18 protein-coding genes and 1 other RNA gene are annotated in these 21901 nt (G+C 51.2%); 2 read left to right on the top strand and 17 right to left on the bottom strand.

Annotation, left to right across the window (positions count from 1 at the left end):
• Positions 1-46: 46 nt before the first annotated feature.
• The 4 genes from HV352_RS12705 to ppsR all read right to left on the bottom strand — a co-directional run bounded on the left by HV352_RS12705 (position 47) and on the right by ppsR (position 4468).
• Positions 47-2032 (bottom strand): TonB-dependent hemoglobin/transferrin/lactoferrin family receptor, encoded by a 1986-nt coding sequence (locus HV352_RS12705; RefSeq protein ID WP_181634793.1) that lies wholly within the window; start codon positions 2030-2032, stop codon positions 47-49.
• Positions 2033-2106: 74 nt separating this feature from the next.
• Positions 2107-2337 carry a hemin uptake protein HemP gene (gene hemP / locus HV352_RS12700; RefSeq protein ID WP_016156349.1) on the bottom strand — a complete coding sequence of 77 codons (231 nt, stop codon included), beginning with the start codon at positions 2335-2337 and terminating at the stop codon, positions 2107-2109.
• Between the two features lie 124 nt (positions 2338-2461).
• Complete coding sequence (gene aroH, locus HV352_RS12695; protein ID WP_016152883.1) at positions 2462-3508, bottom strand: 3-deoxy-7-phosphoheptulonate synthase AroH; 1047 nt, start codon at positions 3506-3508, stop codon at positions 2462-2464.
• 126 nt (positions 3509-3634) lie between these two features.
• The gene (ppsR, locus tag HV352_RS12690) at positions 3635-4468 is read right to left on the bottom strand and encodes a posphoenolpyruvate synthetase regulatory kinase/phosphorylase PpsR (RefSeq protein WP_016152884.1); all 834 of its coding nucleotides are present in this window, start codon (positions 4466-4468) and stop codon (positions 3635-3637) included.
• Positions 4469-4796: 328 nt separating this feature from the next.
• On the opposite strand from ppsR, the gene ppsA reads away from it, so the two are divergent.
• On the top strand, positions 4797-7175 hold the full coding sequence (gene ppsA, locus HV352_RS12685) for a phosphoenolpyruvate synthase (RefSeq protein WP_181634792.1): 2379 nt from the start codon (positions 4797-4799) through the stop codon (positions 7173-7175).
• Between the two features lie 95 nt (positions 7176-7270).
• Here ppsA and fadK read toward each other — a convergent pair whose 3' ends face one another.
• From fadK to HV352_RS12660, 5 genes are all read right to left on the bottom strand, one after another.
• On the bottom strand, positions 7271-8917 hold the full coding sequence (fadK, locus tag HV352_RS12680; protein ID WP_016156350.1) for a medium-chain fatty-acid--CoA ligase: 1647 nt from the start codon (positions 8915-8917) through the stop codon (positions 7271-7273).
• Positions 8918-8999: 82 nt separating this feature from the next.
• Positions 9000-9293, bottom strand: a complete 294-nt coding sequence (locus HV352_RS12675) for a ferredoxin (RefSeq protein WP_016152887.1) — start codon at positions 9291-9293, stop codon at positions 9000-9002.
• Positions 9290-10579, bottom strand: coding sequence for an FAD-dependent oxidoreductase (locus HV352_RS12670; protein WP_016156351.1), 1290 nt, complete (start codon positions 10577-10579; stop codon positions 9290-9292). The genes HV352_RS12675 and HV352_RS12670 overlap by 4 nt, the downstream gene beginning before the upstream one ends.
• Before the next feature lie 53 nt (positions 10580-10632).
• Positions 10633-11568, bottom strand: coding sequence for an electron transfer flavoprotein subunit alpha (locus tag HV352_RS12665; RefSeq protein ID WP_181634791.1), 936 nt, complete (start codon positions 11566-11568; stop codon positions 10633-10635).
• A 21-nt stretch (positions 11569-11589) separates the two neighbouring features.
• On the bottom strand, positions 11590-12354 hold the full coding sequence (locus HV352_RS12660) for an electron transfer flavoprotein (protein WP_101700829.1): 765 nt from the start codon (positions 12352-12354) through the stop codon (positions 11590-11592).
• 505 nt (positions 12355-12859) lie between these two features.
• On the opposite strand from HV352_RS12660, the gene HV352_RS12655 reads away from it, so the two are divergent.
• The gene (locus tag HV352_RS12655) at positions 12860-13750 is read left to right on the top strand and encodes an AraC family transcriptional regulator (RefSeq protein WP_016152891.1); all 891 of its coding nucleotides are present in this window, start codon (positions 12860-12862) and stop codon (positions 13748-13750) included.
• A 54-nt stretch (positions 13751-13804) separates the two neighbouring features.
• Here HV352_RS12655 and HV352_RS12650 read toward each other — a convergent pair whose 3' ends face one another.
• The 8 genes from HV352_RS12650 to rprA all read right to left on the bottom strand — a co-directional run bounded on the left by HV352_RS12650 (position 13805) and on the right by rprA (position 21772).
• Positions 13805-14956 carry an acyl-CoA dehydrogenase gene (locus HV352_RS12650; RefSeq protein WP_003836610.1) on the bottom strand — a complete coding sequence of 384 codons (1152 nt, stop codon included), beginning with the start codon at positions 14954-14956 and terminating at the stop codon, positions 13805-13807.
• Positions 14957-14969: 13 nt separating this feature from the next.
• Positions 14970-16565, bottom strand: coding sequence for an acyl CoA:acetate/3-ketoacid CoA transferase (locus tag HV352_RS12645; RefSeq protein ID WP_046274671.1), 1596 nt, complete (start codon positions 16563-16565; stop codon positions 14970-14972).
• Positions 16566-16721: 156 nt separating this feature from the next.
• The gene (aroD, locus tag HV352_RS12640) at positions 16722-17480 is read right to left on the bottom strand and encodes a type I 3-dehydroquinate dehydratase (protein ID WP_181634790.1); all 759 of its coding nucleotides are present in this window, start codon (positions 17478-17480) and stop codon (positions 16722-16724) included.
• A gap of 36 nt (positions 17481-17516) precedes the next feature.
• Entirely contained in the window at positions 17517-18383 is an 867-nt protein-coding gene (ydiB, locus tag HV352_RS12635) for a quinate/shikimate dehydrogenase (protein ID WP_016156358.1), read from the bottom strand.
• Between the two features lie 21 nt (positions 18384-18404).
• Entirely contained in the window at positions 18405-19640 is a 1236-nt protein-coding gene (locus HV352_RS12630) for an MFS transporter (RefSeq protein WP_047417810.1), read from the bottom strand.
• A gap of 240 nt (positions 19641-19880) precedes the next feature.
• Positions 19881-21101 carry an MFS transporter gene (locus HV352_RS12625; protein WP_047417808.1) on the bottom strand — a complete coding sequence of 407 codons (1221 nt, stop codon included), beginning with the start codon at positions 21099-21101 and terminating at the stop codon, positions 19881-19883.
• A gap of 48 nt (positions 21102-21149) precedes the next feature.
• The gene (locus HV352_RS12620; RefSeq protein WP_016156361.1) at positions 21150-21506 is read right to left on the bottom strand and encodes a YdiL family protein; all 357 of its coding nucleotides are present in this window, start codon (positions 21504-21506) and stop codon (positions 21150-21152) included.
• Between the two features lie 158 nt (positions 21507-21664).
• Positions 21665-21772, bottom strand: an RNA gene (gene rprA / locus HV352_RS12615) — antisense sRNA RprA.
• Positions 21773-21901: the final 129 nt, after the last annotated feature.

The raw sequence follows: 21901 nt of genomic DNA, 5'->3' as shown, positions 1-21901 counted from the left end.
GTCTCTTCCTTCCAGATTGCTGCCCCGGCGAACCGGGGAAAAGTGATTACCACTGATAACTCACGAAAATTTTGCCATTACGACCATCCTGCGGAATGCCCTGCGGCGACCAGTACTCTTTGTCGAAGGCGTTGCCCAGTACCAGCGTGGTGGTCATGCCTTTCAGCGCTTGTTGGCCCTGATAGCTCACGTAGAAATCGTTTACCGCATAACCGGGCTGTTTCGTGTAGCTGTTGCTGATATGCGTTGAACGGTCAGCAAATGTACCTATCCAGCCAACGGAGAAACCGCTGTGCGCAACCGGTACGTTCAGTTTGCTGGTGACGGTATCCGGGTTAATGCTGGAAATGTATTCGCCGGTGTCTGTATCTTTGCCGCGCGTACGGTTATAGGCCATGTCGAGGCTGAACAGATCGGCGGAATATTTCGCCATCACGTCCCAGCCCCAGATTTTGGCGTTGGGTACGTTATAGGACATGGTTGTCGCGGCGGCGAAGTCGACGCTGGTGGAGATGTAATCTTTCGCTTTGGTGTCGAAATAGCTGGCTTTAAATTCGAGCGCATCGCTCGCCATCAACAGATCGTCAAAGCGCAGGCCAAATCCGTATTCCTGGGTTTCGTTGGTTTCCGGGCGTAGGTTAGGGTTCGGCACCCAGTAGTTGGTGTAAAAACGGCCAATCGAGAAGTGTTTCGCATCGTTATACATCTCGCCCATGGTCGGCGCACGGAAGGCCTGAGCGTATGATCCGAACAGCATCAGCCAGTCGGTTGGCGCAACGGTGAGCCCGGCGCGGGACGACCATTTATCGGCATCGACATCTTCATAGCCGTCGCTGCTGCCGCGATAAGAGTCATAACGGGTACCGCCCAGCAGCGTAACCGCCAGGTCGCGCAGGGTGATTTCATCTTGTAACCAACCGGAGCTGAAATCGATTTTTGCCTCCGGGAAACCGGTGGTTGCGCCGCCTGGCTGTTGTTCCTGACGATAGTATTCCCCGCCGTAGGTCAGCAGGTGAGATGCAAAAGAGTCGGTAAACAGGCGGCTGCGGTTGTCGATTTTGCCGCCTTTGGTGGTTTGTTTGCGAAACTCGCCGGTGTTATCCGTGTTTTGCGCATTAATGCGTGCTTCGGACCAGTAGATGCGGGCATCCGCGTTCAACCAGTCATTGTCTGCTGGAGCAATCGAGTAGGTCAGTTGCGCGTCGCGCTGGATGGTTGAGCGATCGGTCATCGGGTTGCTGGTGGCATCCGCTGCGCTGGTTTGCGGGTTTTTAGGTTCACGGGCGTCATTGTTGTAGTAACGCAGCGAGCCGGCCAGCGTCTGGGCGCTGTCAATTTTCCAGCTGCCTTTCGCCAGCATATTGTTAATCGCTTCGTCGTTTGGTGCCGTAGTACCGTCGCTCTGGCGCAAATCACCGCGATCGCGACTGGACCAGGCAAGCAGTCCGTCCAGCGTATCGGTGCGACCAAACGCGCTGGCGCCCATACCGAGGCTGTGATCGCCGGTTGCCGCGGTACCGAACACGCGATAACCGCTGTTTTGTCCGGCTTCCAGCAGATCTTTGGCATCCGCAGTGTCATAGGCGATCACTCCACCTAACGCGCCGCTACCGTACAGCAGTGCAGAAGGGCCACGGACGACCTCGATGCGTTTGATCAGCGCCGGATCGAGGAAGGTACTGTTCAGGTGTCCGGTGTCGGTTCCCTGACGAACGCCATCAACCAGCACCAGAACGCCACGTCGATCGTAGCCGCGCAGATTCACGTCCTGGCCGTTAGTGCGACCGGTGCCGTCAAGGGTCAGGCCCGGAACCGTACGCAACAGGTCGGCTGCTGAGCTGGCGGTCTGGTTTTCCGGCGCGGTGGCATCAATCACGCTGACCATCATCGGCGCTTCAAAAGCACTACGGGCATTGCCGGTAGCGGTGACGGTCATATCTTCTACCGCCGCATACGCGACGGTGGGCAGGTTACTGATAATCGCCAGCGCCAAGAGCGAAGGGCGCAAGGATGCAGTGTGCAGGTGTGGCATAGCAACTCTCCATTAGGAAATCGAAAAGCGCTGGCTGCCTGGGTATTACCTGGGTGGCTGGCGAAAAGTGGTGTTTATTTGGTCAGAATGAGTTTTCCGGCTTGTGTCTGGCGCAGCAAATAGAGCTGGCCATCGTGTTCTATGATCACGCGCCCCTCTTTGCCCAGCAGACTTTTACTGTCAATTCGGCGCTCGTTTGGCGCGACGGCAGGCGGTGTTTTTTCTTTTGCGGGCGTTGTTGTGTTATCCATACGTGAATAGTTTTTAAAAATAACAATCAATTTAACAATGATAATCATTATCATCAAACTGCAAAATTGCGGCAAGCCTTTTTGTGAAATAATTGTGACGAGAATAAATTTTGTACAATAAGGAGGGGGAAAACAAAGGATTAGCACCGGGCAACGTGATGTTACCCGGCGAACAGCATTAAAAACGGCTATCAACCGCAGAGGCGAGTTTTTCAACCAGCAGTTCAGTATCTTCCCAGTTCAGGCACGGGTCGGTAATGGACTGGCCGTAAACCAGCGGCTGGCCGCTAACGATTTTTTGCGTACCTTCACGCAGGAAACTCTCCGCCATAATCCCGGCAATCGCCGTCGAACCATTGCGAATTTGCTGGCACACATCATCACAAACGTCCAACTGACGACGATGCTGCTTCTGGCAATTGCCATGGCTAAAATCGACCACCAGATGTTCAGGCAGGGAAAATTCGTGCAGGGTATCGCAGGCGGCGGCAATATCTTCAGCATAATAATTCGGCTTTTTACCGCCGCGCATGATGATATGCCCGTAAGGATTACCGCTGGTCTGATAAATGGTCATCTGGCCGGTTTTATCCGGAGAGAGGAACATATGGCTGGCACGGGAGGCGCGAATCGCATCGACGGCAATACGCGTATTGCCATCCGTACCGTTTTTAAAGCCGACCGGGCAGGAAAGCGCAGAGGCCATTTCACGGTGGATCTGGCTTTCGGTGGTGCGTGCGCCAATGGCTCCCCAACTGATTAAATCGGCAATAAACTGACCGGTCACCATGTCGAGGAATTCTGTTGCCGTGGGTACGCCCAGTTCATTGACCTGCAACAGCAGTTTACGCGCCAGTTCAATGCCGTGGTTCACGCGGTAGCTGCCGTTTAAATCCGGGTCGGAAATTAAGCCTTTCCAGCCCACTACGGTGCGCGGTTTTTCAAAATAAGTGCGCATCACGATTTCCAGACGCGCCTGATGTTTTTCGCGCAGCGCCTGTAAACGCGTCGCGTATTCCATGGCGGCATCAAGATCGTGAATCGAGCAGGGACCTACGATCACCAGTAAACGAGCGTCTTCACCATTTAATATTTTTTCTATCCGGCGTCGGGAGTCCGTAACATGACGGGCGACGGAGGACGAAACAGGATGCCGTTGCGCAAGCTCTGCTGGAGTGACCAGGTTGTCAATACGCGCAGTACGGAGTTCATCGGTTCTGTTCATTACTTGTCTCAGAAATTTGTTGCTTCAACGGCAGGACTACCGGGAAGTGATGTATATCACAATATCATACTCATCCTGCCTGGTGGCCAGCATAATAACAAAAAATCGAACCAATGCACTAGCATTCTAGTACATGCGGCGATTCAGCCCCATGATGTCGAGGATCTTGGTAGCAATCTCTTCTACCGAATAATTGGTACTGTTCAGCCATGGGATCTGGTTTTTCCGGTATAGCGCTTCCACCTCAGCAACCTCCATCCGGCACTGGCGCATCGAGGCGTAACGGCTGTTTTCCCGGCGCTCTTCGCGGATGGCCGCCAGGCGCTCAGGGTCAATGGTCAGGCCGAACAATTTATGCTGTAACGGCTTCAGGGATGCTGGCAGCACCAGATTATCCATATCATCGGCAATAAAGGGGTAGTTGGCCGCGCGAATGCCAAACTGCATGGCCAGATACAAACTGGTCGGGGTTTTACCGCAACGGGAAACGCCAAGCAGGATCACCTGCGCCTGATCGAGGTTGCGCAACGAAATGCCGTCGTCATGGGCGAGGGTATAATCAATGGCGGCAATGCGCGCGTCGTACTTGTTAAGGTTGCCGGGGTTCAGGCCGTGGGTACGATGGGCGATCGGCGTAGGGTCGAGCTTCATCTCTTGCTGCAGTGGGGCCACCAACGCCTGCACGATATCCTGACAAAATCCTTCGCTTTGCAAAATGATCGAGCGAATTTCCGGCAAAACGATTGAGTAAAACACCAGAGGGCGCACGCCAGTTTGTTGATAGATCGCGTCAATCTGGTCTTTAACCGCTCGCGCACGACTCTCATTTTCCACAAACGGCAGCGTAATGCTGCTGATCGTAACCGGAAATTGCGACATTACCGCGTGGCCCAATACCTCGGCGGTGATGGCCGTACCATCAGAAATATAAAATACGTGACGATCAACAGCATTATCCATTTTGCTCATCCTGGGGCTGACATAATTCTCTGAAAGCATAAATTAAAATTCGCCAGAAGCGAATATTGCTGCATCTATTTTGTAAAATGAAACGGTGTTTTTATATTTACTGAAAAGTACATTTCATTTTTCGGAACAAATGTTTATACCGGTAGTTTTTGTGGTGATCCCCTGTGGCTCGCGGGTTTGCGCAAATGCGGAAACAATCTGAAAAAATAAAAAATAAAGTTGCTTGAACGATTCACCGTTTTTTTCGCTGAAGTAAATATGCAAAGATAATTACGCAAAATTGAGTTTCCTAACCTCGTTCATATATAAGGATTGTTCGATGTCCAACAATGGCTCGTCACCGCTGGTGCTTTGGTATAACCAACTCGGCATGAATGATGTAGACAGAGTTGGGGGCAAAAATGCCTCCCTGGGTGAAATGATTACTAACCTTTCCGGTATGGGTGTTTCCGTACCGAATGGTTTTGCAACGACCGCCGATGCGTTTAACCAGTTTCTGGACCAGAGCGGTGTAAACCAGCGCATTTATGAGCTGCTGGATAAAACGGATATTGACGATGTCACCGAGCTTGCGAAAGCCGGCGCACAGATCCGCCAGTGGATTATCGACACTCCTTTCCAGCCGGAGCTGGAAAATGCCGTCCGCGATACCTACGCGCAGCTGTCAGCAGACGATGCCCATGCCTCTTTTGCCGTGCGCTCTTCCGCCACCGCAGAAGATATGCCAGATGCGTCATTTGCCGGTCAGCAGGAAACCTTCCTCAACGTCCAGGGATTTGATGCCGTACTGGTTGCTATCAAACACGTCTTCGCCTCGCTGTTTAACGACCGAGCAATCTCTTATCGCGTTCACCAGGGTTATGACCATCGTGGCGTAGCGCTCTCTGCTGGCGTTCAGCGGATGGTGCGCTCAGACCTCGCGTCTTCCGGCGTAATGTTCTCCATCGATACCGAATCCGGTTTCGATCAGGTGGTGTTCATCACTTCCGCATGGGGCCTGGGCGAGATGGTCGTGCAGGGTGCCGTTAACCCGGATGAATTCTACGTGCACAAACCGACTCTGGCGGCAAACCGTCCGGCGATCGTCCGTCGCACAATGGGTTCGAAAAAAATCCGTATGGTCTACGCGCCAACCCAGGAACACGGCAAGCAGGTGACGATTGAAGATGTACCGCAGGAGCAGCGCGACATTTTCTCCCTGACCAACGAAGAAGTGCAGGAGCTGGCGAAGCAGGCGGTACAGATCGAGAAGCACTACGGTCGTCCGATGGACATCGAATGGGCGAAAGACGGTCATACCGGCAAGCTGTTCATTGTGCAGGCGCGTCCGGAAACCGTGCGCTCGCGCGGCCAGGTGATGGAGCGTTATACGCTGCATGCTCAGGGTAAAATTATTGCTGAAGGTCGTGCTATCGGTCACCGCATTGGCGCGGGTCCGGTCAAAGTCATTCAGGACATCAGCGAAATGAACCGTATCGAACCTGGCGACGTCCTGGTTACCGACATGACCGATCCGGACTGGGAACCGATCATGAAGAAAGCGGCGGCGATTGTCACCAACCGTGGCGGTCGTACCTGTCACGCGGCGATCATTGCCCGTGAACTGGGGATCCCGGCCGTGGTTGGCTGTGGTGATGCCACCGAGCGTATGAAGGACGGTGAGAAAGTCACTGTCTCCTGTGCCGAAGGTGATACCGGTTATGTTTACGCTGAGATGCTCGACTTCAGCGTGAAGAGTTCCAGCGTGGAGACCATGCCGGATCTGCCGTTGAAGGTGATGATGAACGTGGGTAACCCGGACCGGGCTTTCGACTTCGCCTGTCTGCCAAACGAAGGTGTCGGCCTGGCGCGTCTGGAATTTATCATCAACCGCATGATTGGCGTACACCCGCGTGCGTTGCTGGAGTTCGATGACCAGACGCCTGAGCTGCAAAACGAAATCCGCGGCATGATGAAAGGTTTTGATTCCCCGCGTGAATTCTACGTTGGTCGTCTGACGGAAGGGATCGCTACGCTGGGTGCGGCGTTCTATCCAAAACGCGTTATCGTGCGTATGTCAGACTTTAAGTCCAACGAATATGCCAACCTCGTCGGCGGTGAGCGTTATGAGCCGCATGAAGAGAACCCGATGCTGGGCTTCCGCGGGGCGGGCCGTTACATTGCTGATAGCTTCCGCGACTGTTTCGCGCTGGAATGTGACGCAGTGAAACGTGTCCGTAACGATATGGGCCTGACTAACGTAGAAGTGATGGTACCGTTTGTCCGTACCGTTGCCCAGGCGAAAGCGGTAGTGGAAGAGCTGGCGCGTCAGGGGCTGAAACGCGGTGAGAACGGACTGAAGATCATCATGATGTGTGAGATCCCGTCCAACGCCTTGCTGGCCGAACAGTTCCTTGAGTACTTTGACGGCTTCTCCATCGGTTCAAACGACATGACGCAGCTGGCGTTGGGACTGGACCGTGACTCTGGTGTGGTTTCTGAACTGTTTGACGAGCGTAACGACGCGGTGAAAGCGCTGCTGTCGATGGCGATTCGTGCAGCCAAGAAACAGGGCAAATACGTGGGTATTTGCGGTCAGGGTCCATCCGATCACGAAGACTTCGCCGCCTGGCTGATGGAAGAGGGGATCGACAGTCTGTCGCTGAACCCGGACACCGTCGTGCAGACCTGGCTGAGCCTGGCTGAACTGAAGAAGTAACATCATGCCGGATGGTGGCGTAAATGCCTTACCCGGCCTACGGTTAGTATGCAACGTAGGCCGGATTAGAGGTGTTAGCATCGCCATCCGGTACTTTACCCTTCAACGCTTTCCACACTCTCCACGCTTAAACGCTGAATGATATCCTGACGCAGCTGGTATTTTTGTACCTTGCCTGACGCCGTGCGCGGTAACGTTTCGACAATGACGATGTGTTCCGGATATTTATACTTTGCCACCCGTTTGCGGCTAAAAAAGGCCACCACTGATTCCAGCGACAGCGAATGATGCGGCGGTTTCAGCACCACATAAGCGCACGACCGTTCACCTAACCGATCGTCTGGCATAGCGACAACGCAGGCATCATGAATGCGCGGATGCTGCAATAAAATATCCTCCACTTCGCGGCTGCTGATGTTTTCCCCACCGCGCACAATAATATCTTTTTTACGCCCGGTAATTTTGATGTATCCCGCTTCGTCCATGCGGCATAAGTCGCCACTGTAATACCAGCCATCTTTATCCAGCGCGCGGGCGGTTAGTTCAGGCTCATCGAGGTAGCCCATAAAAACATTGGGACCACGCGAGGCCTCTTCACCTTCGATCCCTGCAGGCAACGTATTGCGCTCTTCATCGACGACTTTAATTTCAACGCCTGCGGCGGCATATCCATCGGTGTTCATCATGCGTGAAAGTGAATCGTCGAGATTGACCAGCGCATGCGGCGAGCTCTCCGTCGAACCATAGATGCTTAACAATTTAATGCCGCGCTGTTGGCAGTCACGGGCAATCTTTTGCGGAATAGTGGTGCCACCGCATAAGAAAAAACGTAGTGATGTGAGATCACAGGGCCGTTTTTCCAGACTACACAACATGTCGTAGACGAAGGGGGTTGCACCGAGCACGCAGGTACAGCGTTGTTGCTCGAGCAGTTCAAGACAGGCGCTTGGGGTGAATATATCCAACAATACGCTGCGTGCGCCGATTAAAAACGGCGCGGTAACGCCATGCAAAAAACCGGTAGCGTGTCCCAGTGGGGCGGGCATCAAAAACACATCCTGCCAGGTGAGATTGAGTCGGGCACAGTAGGCGCGTTCGCTGGCAAGGATATTGTTGTGGGTTAACATTACGCCTTTCGGCATTCCCTCTGTCCCGGAGGTAAACAGCACGGCAGCCAGTTCATCGGCGTGAACGTTAATAACCTGGGTTAATGGCGGAGCCTGAAGCAGTTGGCTGAACGCCCGCGAGGCGGTGGCCGGTGCCAGTTTATCTACGGCGACAATCTGTTGCAGATGCGGCAACTGGTTTTGCAAGGGGAGGATCAGATCGACCGGTCGGGTCTGTTTAAACAACGTCGGTGCGAAAAAAATCTTCGCTTTGCATTTGTTCAGTACCCACACCAGTTCCGCTTCGCGCCAGGCAGGCAGCAGTGGTACGGAAACGGCCCCGGTTTTCAGGCAGGCCAGGTAGATAATGGTGAACTCGCACCAGCCAGGCAACTGAAAGGCAATGCGATCGCCGGGTTGGATCCCGCAGGCTACAAACCAGGTTGCCAGACTGCTGGCAGCATCGTCGAGTGCAGCGTAGGTATATGAAGCGCCATGATTATCAACCACGGCGATTTTATCCGGCATGGCTCTGGCGGTTTGGTGCCAGTAATCGCCAAGCGAAGCATCTCCCCATAAACCCAGTTGTCGCCAGGCCTGGCGACGTTCGGCGTTAAACGTAAGTGTGATACTCATGAAGTTATTCCCAGGATTATTTCGGCATACATCTGACCGGATGGCCGGCGCGGCCAATCCGGCGTACAACATGCAAAATCCATTAGCCGTAGCGGAAATCAACGCCAAATGTTCCGAGCGGGTATTCCCATTGTGTGAGGATCGTGTCACCGCACAGCACCCGGCAGGTGCCGCACTCCAGGCAGCCTGCGGAATCAAAATGAATATTTCCACTCTCATCCTGTTTATACAGTCCGGCGGGGCAGGCTTTCAGCAACTTGCGAAATTCATTAAGGTCGGGATGTTCAGCCAGAATGATATGTGGGTGGCCTTCATCAACATTAAATTTATTGACGCCCAGTTTGACGTCGACGTTAACGTTAGTGTCCTGATTCATAGTGCGGTGGCCCCCTTGATGCCGTCTTTCAGTAAGTTCATCAGCCCAATTTGCCTGGCATGGGACATGATCATCTTGCGAACGGGCTGATTTGGGCTTCCGTCGACGGTAAACATATCGTTCATGATATCGGCCACCATGCGGGGATACTGGGTGAACAGGCGCGGGTTTTCCATCAGCGCCGGGATCTTGCGAAAATGCTGCAAATCACGCATCACACAGCCCTGTTCGAGGGCGCGTTTGTAATCCATCAGGCTACTGGCCGAGTAATCCTGGCGCTCTTTTGCTGCAATGGCTGTTTGGGCGGCGGCTTCTGCGGAAGCTATCGCCAAATCCATGCCGCGCACGGTATAACCCAGATTCAGACAGAAACCAGCGGCATCGCCGACGATCATTACCCCGTCATCAACCAGTTTCGGAACCATTGCCAGACCGCCTTCCGGTACCATATGTGCGGAATACTCCAGCAGTTCACCGCCGGCAATCAGCGGACGAATAGTCGGGTGTCGCTTAAAGTCCTCCAGCATTTGCGGAATGCTTTTCGTGGCATGGGCAATATCCCCCAGACCACACACCAGGCCCAGAGAGATGGAATCCTGGTTGGTATACAGAAATCCGCCTCCCATCAGTCCATCAGACGGTGAGCCTGCGAACAGCCAGGCTGCACCTTCGTTGCCTGACAAATTGAACCGATCCGCAATCACCGCTGACGGTAAGCCGATCAGCTCTTTTACGCCAACGGCATAGTGCTGTGCAGAAGAGGGGGGAACCATCCCCAGCGACCGTCCCAGCATAGAATTAACGCCATCGGCAAGGATGACAATATTGGCTTCAAGGATATCGTCCCCGGCTTGCACACCGGTGACCTTATTGCCTTCGCGAATTAGCGCGTCGACGCGCACGCCGGGGATGAACTGCACGCCAGCCTGTTCCGCTTTTTCCATTAGCCATGGGTCAAGCCGGTTGCGCAAAACGGTATAAGAGTCCTGCGCTGGCGCGTTGTCTTTTTCACGATGGAAGTCGAGGGTAACGGCGCTCTCTTCGGTCAGGAAGGAGATTTTTTCGCGGGTGACTTTACGTTCGAGAGGCGCTTCCTGCGCGAATCCGGGCATGATGCGCTCAAGGCTATGCGCGTAGAGTCTCCCGCCGGTCATATTTTTACTGCCCGCACTGTTGCCGCGCTCAATGACCAGTACGTCCAGTCCGGCCCGGGCCATAACGTAACCTGTCATTGTACCCGCTACACCAGCACCGACCACAATGGCATCAAATTTTTCATCTGACATGCTTTATGCTCCTTTCCCGCCGCGAGGGCAGCGGGAGATGTGCGTTAACGGGATTAGCGGCTGAGATGGTCGATAAGGGCCGGAACCACTTTGTAGATGTCGCCCACCAGACCGTAATCGGCGTAATTGAAAATAGGGGCTTTTTTATCTTTGTTGATGGCGACAATGACTTTCGCGCCGTTACCGCCGACCATATGCTGAATTTGTCCTGAGATGCCCAGCGTGAGATACAGGTCTGATTTCAATAACACGCCAGAAACGCCAATGTAGCGTTCGCGTTCCATCCAGTTTTCGCCTTCGGCAATCGGTCGTGAACAACCCACTTCAGCACCCAGCACCGATGCCAGTTGGCGCACCATTTCCAGATCGTTTTGCGCCACCAGACCGCGACCCACACCCACCACGCGCTTAGCTTTGCTGAGATCCACACTGCTCACGGATTTGGCGCGACGCTCCAGGCACATCACTTCATGGTACGGCGCGATGTACGTTGCTGAGACAACCGGGCAGTTGTGCGAGGCGTTTTCCGCGACCGGTTCAAGCAGGCCTGGAGCAAGCGTGATAATCGCCAGCGTACTTTTGATTTTTTCTTTGCCAAATGCCAGACCACCATACATCCGGTGTTCGGCGAACAAAATGCCTGCATCCAGCGTTACCGATGTGGCGTCGTTCACCATCGCTGCGTTGAGCTGAATACTTAAGCGTGCGCCAAGGGATTTGGCTCGTTTAGTCGCGGACATCAGCAGCAGCCCGGCGTGTTCCTGCATCAGGGCGGCGATGGTCTCAGCGTAATTTTCAACACGCTGTAAACCGGAGGTTGCGTCGAGCACGACTATCTTATCGGCGCCCAGGGCTTGCAACTGATTGGCCTGGTCGCTGCCTTGTACGATAAGGTGAACCTGCTCACCCCACAGGCGAGCGCCGGCCATTAATTCTGCATAGCGTTCTACGTTATCACTGAACACCCAGACGTTGGCTAATTTACTCATGATGATTTCTCTCCGTTGGGCTTAGTTCAGGGCTTTTTTCAGGTGTTCAGCCAGTTCGGCAATGGCTTCTGCTGAGTCATTTTCCAGAATGATGTGCTGACGTTCGGTTTGCGGCGGCACGGTGAGACTCACCAGCTCCGCTAACGGTGACGCAGGTATCCAACCAATATCGCTGGCTTGCCACGGGGTGACCGGTTTTTTACCCGCGCCCAGAATCGCCTTCATCGAGGGAATACGCGGTGTGTTGATATCCGACGTCACGCACAGTACGGCGGGGAGCGGCAGATCAATTACTTCGACTTCATCTTCAAGTGTGCGCTCAACCACAAGGCGATCGCCGTTACGTTGGATGCTGCTGACGGCATTAATCACCGGGAGCTGTAATAGTTCGCCAACCAGTAAGCCGACCTGCTGCGCGTAGATATCCCCCGATCCTTCACCGAACAGCATCAGGTCGAAATCCATATTTTTGGCTGCACAGGCCACCGCCTGAGCGGTATCCCGGGGTAATGAATGCTCCAGCTGTGGATCCTGCACCATATACAAACTGTCCGGCCCGCGGGACAGCACGTCTTTACGCACTTTGGAGTTTTGTAGTAGCGACCCGCCCACCGTTAAGGCGATGATTTCATCACCCTCCGCGCTAAGCTGCGCTGCGGCCTCTATCGCATTTAAGTCAAACTGGCTGATTTTGGCATCGGCCCGGTCAAAGTTAAGCGAGCGCTGTGGGGTAACAACAATGTCCTGTTCTTCAGGCACCAACTTAAAGCAGGTTATTATTTTCATGGCATCTCCAGTGATTCTCGTGTGGATGATGACGTGGTGCGTCATTATCGACAGTAGGGAAAATTGACTGAAAATAGTGTGCGACAGAGGGAGGGCTGTTTTCGACGGGGAAATCTGTTTTCATTGCCAACAATCTTGCAAAAAAAACGTCCCGGGAATGCCTGGTTTATCAGCAATAATCAGACTGTGCGTCCCAGAGGAAAAAACGGGAACACAAAGACAGTGAAAATAATTGCGAAATGCGTCATGTTTTTAATCGCCTCTGCGCTGAATTTGTTTCTTATATGTAAATTATTAATGCAGACTTAATAACATTTATTCTTTTTGATTATTATAAAACGCAAATAATCAATGGCAGCAATGTACCAAAGCAAAAGGTGTCATCTTGCAGACGGGGCAAATAATTTTGTTTCGCCGGGAAGGAATAACGTTGTATAACGTCATTATCATTTTTATTTTCTGATATTAATAATCCCAAAATTGCTGCCTTTAGGTGGAGGTTGTCATGTATCAACGCTGCTTTGATAATGCCGTGGAGACCCTTTTTGAACAGGGGAAAACCCCGAGATTCTCGCGATTCGTCATCAGTGATGACCCTAACTGGGAGTCGGGTCATCACGTTCACGATAATGAAACAGAGCTTATTTATGTCAAAAAAGGGGTCGCAAGATTAATTATCGATTCGTCGCTGTATGTCGCGCATGCCGGGGATATCGTGGTGATAGAGCAAGGGCGACTCCATGCGGTTGCTTCGGATAGTAGCGCGCCTGCAACGACTTACACCTGCGCGCTCTACGGTTTTCGTTTCAACGGCTGGCAGGATAATCAGCTATTGCAGATGCACTCGTGTCCGGTGATTAGCGTTACTCAGGGGAAGGAAGTTATTAAGAGTATCTTTAATGAGTTGGGGGTTATGCTCCCCCAGAGCAAAAATAACCTGACATCTTCAGCCTACGACGCTTTTGCTTATGCTCTAACCGTTTTATTTTACGAAAACTTTAAAAATGCCTATCGTTCTGAGCAAGGTTATATTAAAAAAGATGTCTTAATTAAAGATGTGCTGGTTTATTTAAATAATAACTTCCGTGAAAAAATTACTCTCGATCAGTTATCCAAAAAATTCCGGGCCAGCGTGAGTTATATCTGCCATGAATTTACTAAGGAGTATCGAATTTCGCCGATCAATTATGTGATTCAGCGACGAATGACCGAGGCGAAATTTGCCCTGACGAATACGGAAGCTTCGTTAGCGGAAATCTCCTGGCGGGTAGGGTATGAAAATGTCGATCACTTTGCCAAACTCTTTCAGCGGCATGTGGGTTGTACCCCCAGTGATTATCGCAAGCAGTTTAAAAATAATCTGGTTGAGCAGGAATGCTTGATGCCAGAGGTCTGATTATCCTGGCTCGTGCCGGAAAACGCTTGTGCGCTATCCGGCACGAATTACCGCTTACTTATTCTGGTAATCTTTCAGGATTTGGCGTCCGGCGACGTAAATCATAATTTCGTCGGTGCCGCCGCCAATGCGCTCGCAGCGAACATCGCGCCAGAATCGGGAAACTCGCGCTTCATCGGTGTAACCCAGCCCGCCCATGATCTGAATGGCGTCATCAATCACTTCCATTGCCGTGCGGGCGCAATACAGTTTTGCCAACGCCGCGCTGGTCCGCAGCGACTGTTCCTGATCGGCCTGCCAGGCCACTTTCAACACCATATTGCGCATGTTTTCAATTTTAATCGCCATCAGCGCCAGTTTTTCCTGGATCATCTGGTTATGGCCAATCGGTTTACCAAATGCGATACGCTGGTTAGCGTAACGGGCGGCATCTTCGAAGGCGCACTCGGCGAAACCGGTACTACGCGCGGCGTTGATCAACCGTTCCATCTCAAAGTTGTACATGACGTTGAGGAAGCCCATGCCTTCTTCGCCGACCATATCGCTTTCGTCTACTTCAACATCATCAAGATAAACTTCGCAGGTGCTGAGCATGTGCCAGCCGATTTTATGCAACGGGTTCACCTTAATGCCGGGTTTCTTCGAATCCACCCACCACAGCGTAAAGGCTTTCTTCGGATCTTTCGGCTCCGGATCGCGAGCCAGTACCAGCATATAAGGATACTCTTTAGCGCCGGTGATAAAGGTTTTTTGCCCGTTGAGATATACCTTGCCGTTCTTGCGGGTGTAGCTGGTGGTAGCGCTGTTATTGTCTGAACCTGCTCCCGGTTCGGTTAATGCCAGCGCATAAGCCGGATCGCCCGTTTCCATGGTGCTTTCTGCTGTTTTACGTAACTGCTCGGCGGAGCCAAAACGACGCATACTGTGAATACACTGACCGTTCGTGATTAAAAAAGCGGGTGCGCCGCATTTGGAAACTTCCATCAGTGCCAGCATCTGCGTGACGTAATCTGCCGGGATACCGCCGAATTCTTCCGGAACGCCCAGCATTGAAATACCGTTGTCCGCAAGGGCGCGCATAAACTCTTTCGGATAGGTCGCCGTCTGATCGCAGGTACGGAAATATTCCTCCGGGAAATTGCTGGTAATCAGTTCGCGAATGCTGGCAAGCAGCAGCTCTTGTTCTTCAGTTAATGAAAAATCCATCAGGGTACTCCTTTTAATTGGCGGCATCGGGCAATATAAAACCCATCGAAGCATCGATAAATAATCTTTCGTCCATCAGTTTCAGTTCCGGAGAAATAACCGGAGGGAAATCCATTTTGTCCAGAATGTCTTCCTGCAAAGAGACTCCTGGCGCAATTTCGACTAAATGAAGGCCATCTTCTTTTAACGTAAATACAGCACGCTCGGTGATGTAACGCACATCCAGTCCGCGCTCGAGTGCAATTTTTCCGCTGAAAGTGACTTCAGGTAATTCGTTGACGAATTTTTTCACCCGGCCTTCCTGCACGATATTTAATTTGCCATTGGCAACTTCCGTTTTCAGGCTTCCGGCAGTTAACGTGCCGCAAAATATTATTTTCTTCGAGGTGGCGCTAATATCGATAAAACCGCCGGTTCCCATAATTTTGCCATTGAATTTATGTACGCCGACATTGCCGTGGCGATCCACTTCGGCGAAGCTTAAATAGCATACATCCAGCCCGCCGCCGTGGTAGAAGTCAAACTGGGAGGTCATATCCAGAATCGCGCGGGTGTTGACGTTGGCACCAAAAGCGATGCCCTGGGAGGTAATTCCGCCAATCGGGCCGGTCTCGACCGTCAGAATAAAGTCGTCAGCGCAGCCTTCTTCGCGTGCAACGAGACCAATACCATCGGCGATACCCACGCCAACGTTGCCGACCGCGCCTTTACGCATTTCGAACAGGGCGCGTCGGGCCACCAGTTTACGCTGATTGAGCGGCAGGGCAGTCTGCTGGCTGTCATCAAGGACAAAATCACCCGATATAAAGCGGTTAACCGGTGCGCCGCCGTACAATTGGGTTTGATCGGGATCGATGACCACAATATCGACCAGATAGCCCGGAATACGCACGGCTTTTGGGTGCAGTGTGGCTTTCTTCACCATTTTTTGCACCTGCATCATGACGATGCCGCCGTTGTTGTGAACGGCCTGAGCAATCACCAGCGCGTCGAGATACATAACTTCATCTTCAAACGTGGCGTAACCTTCGCTGTCGCAGGTGGTGGCGCGAATAAAGGCGATGTTTGGCGCAATGGCTTTGTAGTAGAGGTACTCTTTGTTATCAATTTCCACCAGCTTGATCAGATCTTCGGTGGTCACTTCATTCAGCTTTCCGCCCTGTTGGCGGGGATCGACAAATGTTCCGATACCGATCTCACTCAGAATACCCGGCTGGTGGGCTGCCGAGGCACGCAGGGTCTGGGTTAATACGCCCTGAGGATAGTTATAGGCGGCAATTTTATTCTGCTCAGCGAGGTCGGAAATTCGTGGTGATTGTCCCCAGTGGCCGCATAATGCCCATTTGACTAAACCTTCTTGTGCTAACGGGCTAATTCCACGGTCAGCACGGTCACCTAATCCCGTTGGGCTAATCAATGATAAGTTTCGGGGTGAGTGTGCGTTTTTATATTTTTCAGCCAGCGCATTAATTAATGTTGTTGCTTCGAGAATACCGCCACCTGCGCCTAATACGCAGAGCGTTGCCTCATCAGGAATATAATTAATGGCATCCGCTGCGGATAATACGGGGACCCGACCATCAATGCGTTTTGGTCTTGATAATTTCATATGAACTCCAGATTATATGCGTGCGACTACCTGTCGCTATATTCGACAATAATAATGTGAGCTATTTAATAATGTCCGGCCATCTGCCCGATATTCGTGATTAAGCGAATATCTGGGGCAGGGCATTACTGATATTAATATGGATAAACGGTACTATTACGCCTGATGCAATATGGTCAAAACGGTACGTAGGTCGGTGACCGAAATTTGCCCAGGGGCAGAGGCTTTTTTCACCGCACCAAAGGTTGCAGCTGAACCGAAAACCTCACCGGACAGACGTGAAATCACCCCTGTTTTAGCCATCGACATAGTAATGATCGGGCGATCGGCATAGCGTTCCTGCATTTCCAGCGTGGCGCCAAGCAGGGTCAATACATCCGTTTTGTTTTGCGGCATCAGGGCGATTTTCGGGATATCAGCGCCAAGCTCCTGCATTTTACGCAGGCGCAGGACAATCTCTTGTGCCGCTGGCGTCTTATGGAAATCATGATTCGACATAATGACGGCGACATTTTTTGCATGTGCATATTCGACGGTGGCTTTAATCAGTTCGTCACCGGTGAAAAGCTCCAGGTCAATCATATCGACCAGACCACTATCTACCGCCGCACGGTTTAGCGCAATATAGTTTTCGACAGCCAGCGCCTGTTCACCACCTTCTTTGGCACTACGGAAGGTGAACAGCAGCGGTTTGTCAGCTATCACCTCGCGGATGGCGCGTGCAGCTTCCAGTATGGCATCAACGGAGGACACCTCGGTGAAATGGTCAACGCGCCATTCCAGAATGTCGAAATCCGCCTCGCGATAGGCCAGCGCTTCGCTTTTTACCGTTGCGATGTCTTTACCCATCAGTGAGACAATGATCTTCGGCGCACCCTCGCCAATGACGAGGTTTTTTACGGTTACGGTTTTCATCGATTACCCTTTAAATATTTTACAAATGCTTGCCCATCAGGCTGCAAAACCCATAACCTGTTTCACATACTCAAGAGGGAAATCTTTCCCGGTCCAGAGTTTGAACTGTTCAGCCCCTTGCCATAACAACATGCCGTAACCATCAATCGTTTTGCAACCGGCAAGTTGTGCCTGTTGCAATAATTTGGTCATATGCGGGTTGTAGACGCATTCAGTCACCAGCAGATCCGGGCGTAGCAGGGAAACGTCGGTCACCAGAGATTCGTTCTCCAGCGGCTTCATTCCCACTTTCGTACCGTTGGTCAGAATATCCGCGCTGGCCAGTGCGTCCGCAAAAGCCTGTCGATCGTCGAGATCGATAACGGTGACCACGCAATCGGTATTTTCATTAACACGTTTGGCGAATTCCTGCGCTTTGGCAAAGAACTCATCTTGACGGTTAAAGAGTTTGATTTCTTTGATGCCTTCAATCGCCGCCTGGGCGCCAATGGCCGTTGACGCGCCACCTGCGCCCAACAGTACCATGGTTTTACCCCTGATATCGAAACCGCTTTCCTTGATGGCACGAATATGACCCGTACCATCAGTATTGTAGCCGCGCAGGTAACCATCATCATTGACGATAGTATTAATCGCGCCGACCAGTTTGGCTGCAGGCGTTAATTCATCAACATATTCACATGCCAGTTGCTTGTTGGGCATTGAGACTCCGGTACCGCGCATTTTTAAGGCCTTCAGCCCGGCAATCGCATTAGCAAACGTGGAGTTATCGACTTCAAATGCCATGTAGGTAAAAGGTAATCCCGCTTTTTCTAATGCCTTATTTTGCATTTCAGGCGACAGGCTGTGTCTGATCGGGTAGGCCATCAGACCAATCAGTTCATATTTTGCAGTTACGTCCATTTGATACTCCTTCTAAGCAATTTATTGAAAATAACGTTCGCCCAACCGCACATCATTTTTGGGAATATCAAATACGCGGTAGTAACGAATAAAGACGATGATGGCGGTGATGAAGGCCAGCAAAGCAAATGCAAGGTCCAGCAAAATGATGTACTGCAGACCAATGTTTGAAAGGTATCCGGTGATTAATGGGATAATAAAGTTGGCTACACCCCCCATCATCATATAAATACTGGTGACCTTGGCTTTGCTCCTGGGGAAAAACTCTGACATCACCGAAACGCCGAGCTGTAAAATACCGCCTGCGGCAGAAAACCCGATAAGAAATGAACCGGCGTTACACACCAATGGGGATGGATATAAATAGATAACCGCTGCGGTGAGGGTTGCCAGCCCGGCGTTAAATACATTCGCCCAAATTGGGCGAACCATTTTCTTGAGCAGTGCAGCAAAAATAAACACGCAGACCAGCGATCCCATACTGTAGTAAGAGATGGTTTTCAGCGCGTCGGCTTCTGCCATGCCGGCAAATGCCATCGCGTATTTCGGCATCCAGACTACGATGACGTAAAAGGTCGAGAATGCGGCCACCCCAAACATAACGGAGGCTACGCCTTCCAGCCAGACCAGCGGTTTACTGTTCATCTGTGGTAGCTCTTTTGCAATGCCCGCATCCACCATCTGGCTGGGGAAACGGCTTTTGAGCAGCATCAACGTTATGACGACGAACAGTACCCCCGGGATAATGACCGCATAGCCATACCAGATATGGTTGAGCAGCATGGTGCTGACGACGATGGGGTAGATCATCTGCCCAAATGAGACCATCGCTTTAACCAGGATAACCGCTGACCCAGACGCCTTAGGGAAGCATTCCATCAAAGCCGGATAGCCACCTGTATCCAGGGCCGAGTTAGCGACGCCGACACAAACAGCGAGAATAAAGGCAATCATCAGATTCGGGCTGGCGGGAATGCCGAAGAAAAACAGCATGTACAGAATTGCCCCTAACAGAATGATAGCCCGTCTACCAAATTTATCTGAGAGCACGCCAAAGAATAAAATACTCACCAGGCGACCAAGACCAATGCCGGAAATTAAATAGGCTATCCCAGCATTGTCAGTGGAGAATTTTTCTGCGAGAGAGCTCATATTTTGCGCCAGTGTAATGACGCTAATGCCGTGTAAAAAATAACTTAAATAAATACAGATTATCGCCAAAAGGAATGGCGTATTAAAGGTCTTATTTTGAGACATGTTCACAACTCCTTGCGGATTTTAAAATTGTTCTGTGCTCGTCGATTTTGTTTAAATTGCGGCGACCTTGTGATTAATATACCGAGGCGCTGATATTGTGCCTACATAGCATGGCGTTTAAGTTACCAGGTATGTTGCATGCTCAACTGTGAAACTTAATTCTTTCAACCAACATTTTGCTGAAGTTTTAAAACCGCGACCAATTATTTTGCAGCGGGGGAGAACAATATTGCATCCGCATTATTTTACGACCGTCGCCATGTTTAGTTGCTGCTTTGTCGCGATACGGCTGCGATAGCCAATAAACAATGCTAACAGGAAGCCTACCGCGGCTATGCCGGTATCAAACCACATGATGTGAGCAATGCTGGTCTGCGAGAGTCTTGCCGTTATCAGTGGGATGGTGAAGGTCGCAATGCTGCCCGCGCTGTAGTAAATCCCGGTAGCTTTGCCCTTCGCATCGGGAAAGCGTGCGGCCATCAGCGTTAAACCGATTTGTACAACGCCTCCGGCTGAAGAGAAACCGATGACAAACGCGAAGACGATCACCATGTAGATCGACGGATGCAGGCAAACCATCAGCAATGCGATAAATGAGATAAAGGTGTACAGCATTAACAGAGAGGTTGCGCGCCCCGTCTTTCGTGCCAGTGGCGCGGTGATCAACACACACAGTAGAGAACCGCAGGTGTAAATGCTTAACAGCTTGATTGATAAGGTGTAGGACATCCCGGCGACAAACTGTCCGTACTGTGCCAACCACTGGCTTATCAGATAAAATGTCGCCATGGCGATGTAGCCGTACAGAGTGTAACTGGCGAGATCGAGAAGAGAACAACGATGTTCAGATTGTATGCTTTTCTGTTCAACGGGTAATGCCTTGAGGTGGGCTTGATGCCCAGGATGGGCCGGGAATCGACAGCGAAACAAAAATATGCCATTGATTAGCATTACCGCGGCCGCCACAAGGAAGGACCAGCCAAACCAAAGTTCTGCCCACACCAGCAGACTGATAATCATCGGCAGCAGAAACTGACCGATGGAAACAAACGCTTTAATTAAGATATTAGCCGTGCCGGGAGAGCGGGGAAACGCCTCCATCAGGCTGGGGTAAGTTCCGGCGTCAAGAAAACTGTTTGCCATTCCGGCTAAAAATCCAAAAGCATAGGCAATATAAATGCTGTGAGTATTGATGATGCCTACAAAGAACAGCAGGTAGCAGGCCATGCCGAAAATAATAAACGGTCTGCGGCCATAGCGATCGGAAAGCATGCCCGCCACCAATAACACGCTTAAACGGCCAATGCCGAGTGAGGAAATAACAATTGAGACGCCTGCGGCATCGGTGTGCCACTGTTGTTCCAGTGAAGACATATTGAGGCTCATCAGAATGACCCCCATGCCGTGTACCAGGTAATTAAAGTACAGCCCTATCGCAGTGGAGAAATAGGTGTTTTTCATAATATGTTACTCAGCGAAGAGGCTAAATGAGTGTGGCGCTGCGGTCTCTTAACACAAACGCTCAAGGTCGTGGGCATACAGTTCAACAGCGGCCGATTGATAGATTTTCCAGTCGAGAAAATCATCGTGCTGATAAACCGCCTGAAAAGAGATCAGATCGGGAAAGAAACGCATGGTGTTATTACCGATACGGTTATTTATTTTTTCGATAATGGCGTTAATTCTTAACTTTCGTCTGGCTTTCATTTCTGCACAAATGCGCGTGATGTCTTCCGGGATTTCCCTTTCGCCATTCTCCCATTGTTGCCAGGCGGCAACATTGTGATCCCGCGAGATATACATAGCGCTTTCTTCTACCGTCATAGCAAAAATATGGCGGATAGCCTGGAGTTCTAATGCGTTCATTATTTGATCACCTCATAAAAGACGGTGGAATAGTAATAACATTGCTGTGGATATTTCGGCTTGAAGAGAGTCACAGTATCTTGTGCAATATTATTTGTTTATCAACGGGGAAGAGCGGAGCTGTGGTGCGGTAAGGTTGGTGGCGAGGCGCGCGAAGGACAAAAAAAAGCCCATCGTGGGAGATGGGCAAAGACTACACACAGCAATTCGTTGTTTCACTCAGGGGATTTCCATGCTTATAAATCAATGTGTTGATCTAAAGCCATGGGCTAATAGTAGGCATACTGATTTTTTACGTCGATCAGATTCATCTCAATAGTTTAAAAACTGTAAATAATTTGCGAAGCAAATGAGTATTTAAAGAAGGATAACGTTGGGTCTTATTCAGTAAGCGG

This window comes from Citrobacter sp. RHBSTW-01044 (assembly GCF_013781945.1).
GTDB lineage: Bacteria > Pseudomonadota > Gammaproteobacteria > Enterobacterales > Enterobacteriaceae > Citrobacter > Citrobacter braakii.
The sequence above is the reverse complement of the archived record's forward strand: the minus strand, read 5'-3'. Positions and strand labels throughout refer to the sequence as shown.

Bases quoted from the DNA above. Each gene is read 5' to 3' on its own strand.
- HV352_RS12705 (WP_181634793.1), bottom strand. From the start codon at position 2,032: ATGCCACACCTGCACACTGCATCCTTGCGCCCTTCGCTCTTGGCGCTG.
- hemP (WP_016156349.1), bottom strand. From the start codon at position 2,337: ATGATAATGATTATCATTGTTAAATTGATTGTTATTTTTAAAAACTAT.
- aroH (WP_016152883.1), bottom strand. From the start codon at position 3,508: ATGAACAGAACCGATGAACTCCGTACTGCGCGTATTGACAACCTGGTC.
- ppsR (WP_016152884.1), bottom strand. From the start codon at position 4,468: ATGGATAATGCTGTTGATCGTCACGTATTTTATATTTCTGATGGTACG.
- ppsA (WP_181634792.1), top strand. From the start codon at position 4,797: ATGTCCAACAATGGCTCGTCACCGCTGGTGCTTTGGTATAACCAACTC.
- fadK (WP_016156350.1), bottom strand. From the start codon at position 8,917: ATGAGTATCACACTTACGTTTAACGCCGAACGTCGCCAGGCCTGGCGA.
- HV352_RS12675 (WP_016152887.1), bottom strand. From the start codon at position 9,293: ATGAATCAGGACACTAACGTTAACGTCGACGTCAAACTGGGCGTCAAT.
- HV352_RS12670 (WP_016156351.1), bottom strand. From the start codon at position 10,579: ATGTCAGATGAAAAATTTGATGCCATTGTGGTCGGTGCTGGTGTAGCG.
- HV352_RS12665 (WP_181634791.1), bottom strand. From the start codon at position 11,568: ATGAGTAAATTAGCCAACGTCTGGGTGTTCAGTGATAACGTAGAACGC.
- HV352_RS12660 (WP_101700829.1), bottom strand. From the start codon at position 12,354: ATGAAAATAATAACCTGCTTTAAGTTGGTGCCTGAAGAACAGGACATT.
- HV352_RS12655 (WP_016152891.1), top strand. From the start codon at position 12,860: ATGTATCAACGCTGCTTTGATAATGCCGTGGAGACCCTTTTTGAACAG.
- HV352_RS12650 (WP_003836610.1), bottom strand. From the start codon at position 14,956: ATGGATTTTTCATTAACTGAAGAACAAGAGCTGCTGCTTGCCAGCATT.
- HV352_RS12645 (WP_046274671.1), bottom strand. From the start codon at position 16,565: ATGAAATTATCAAGACCAAAACGCATTGATGGTCGGGTCCCCGTATTA.
- aroD (WP_181634790.1), bottom strand. From the start codon at position 17,480: ATGAAAACCGTAACCGTAAAAAACCTCGTCATTGGCGAGGGTGCGCCG.
- ydiB (WP_016156358.1), bottom strand. From the start codon at position 18,383: ATGGACGTAACTGCAAAATATGAACTGATTGGTCTGATGGCCTACCCG.
- HV352_RS12630 (WP_047417810.1), bottom strand. From the start codon at position 19,640: ATGTCTCAAAATAAGACCTTTAATACGCCATTCCTTTTGGCGATAATC.
- HV352_RS12625 (WP_047417808.1), bottom strand. From the start codon at position 21,101: ATGAAAAACACCTATTTCTCCACTGCGATAGGGCTGTACTTTAATTAC.
- HV352_RS12620 (WP_016156361.1), bottom strand. From the start codon at position 21,506: ATGAACGCATTAGAACTCCAGGCTATCCGCCATATTTTTGCTATGACG.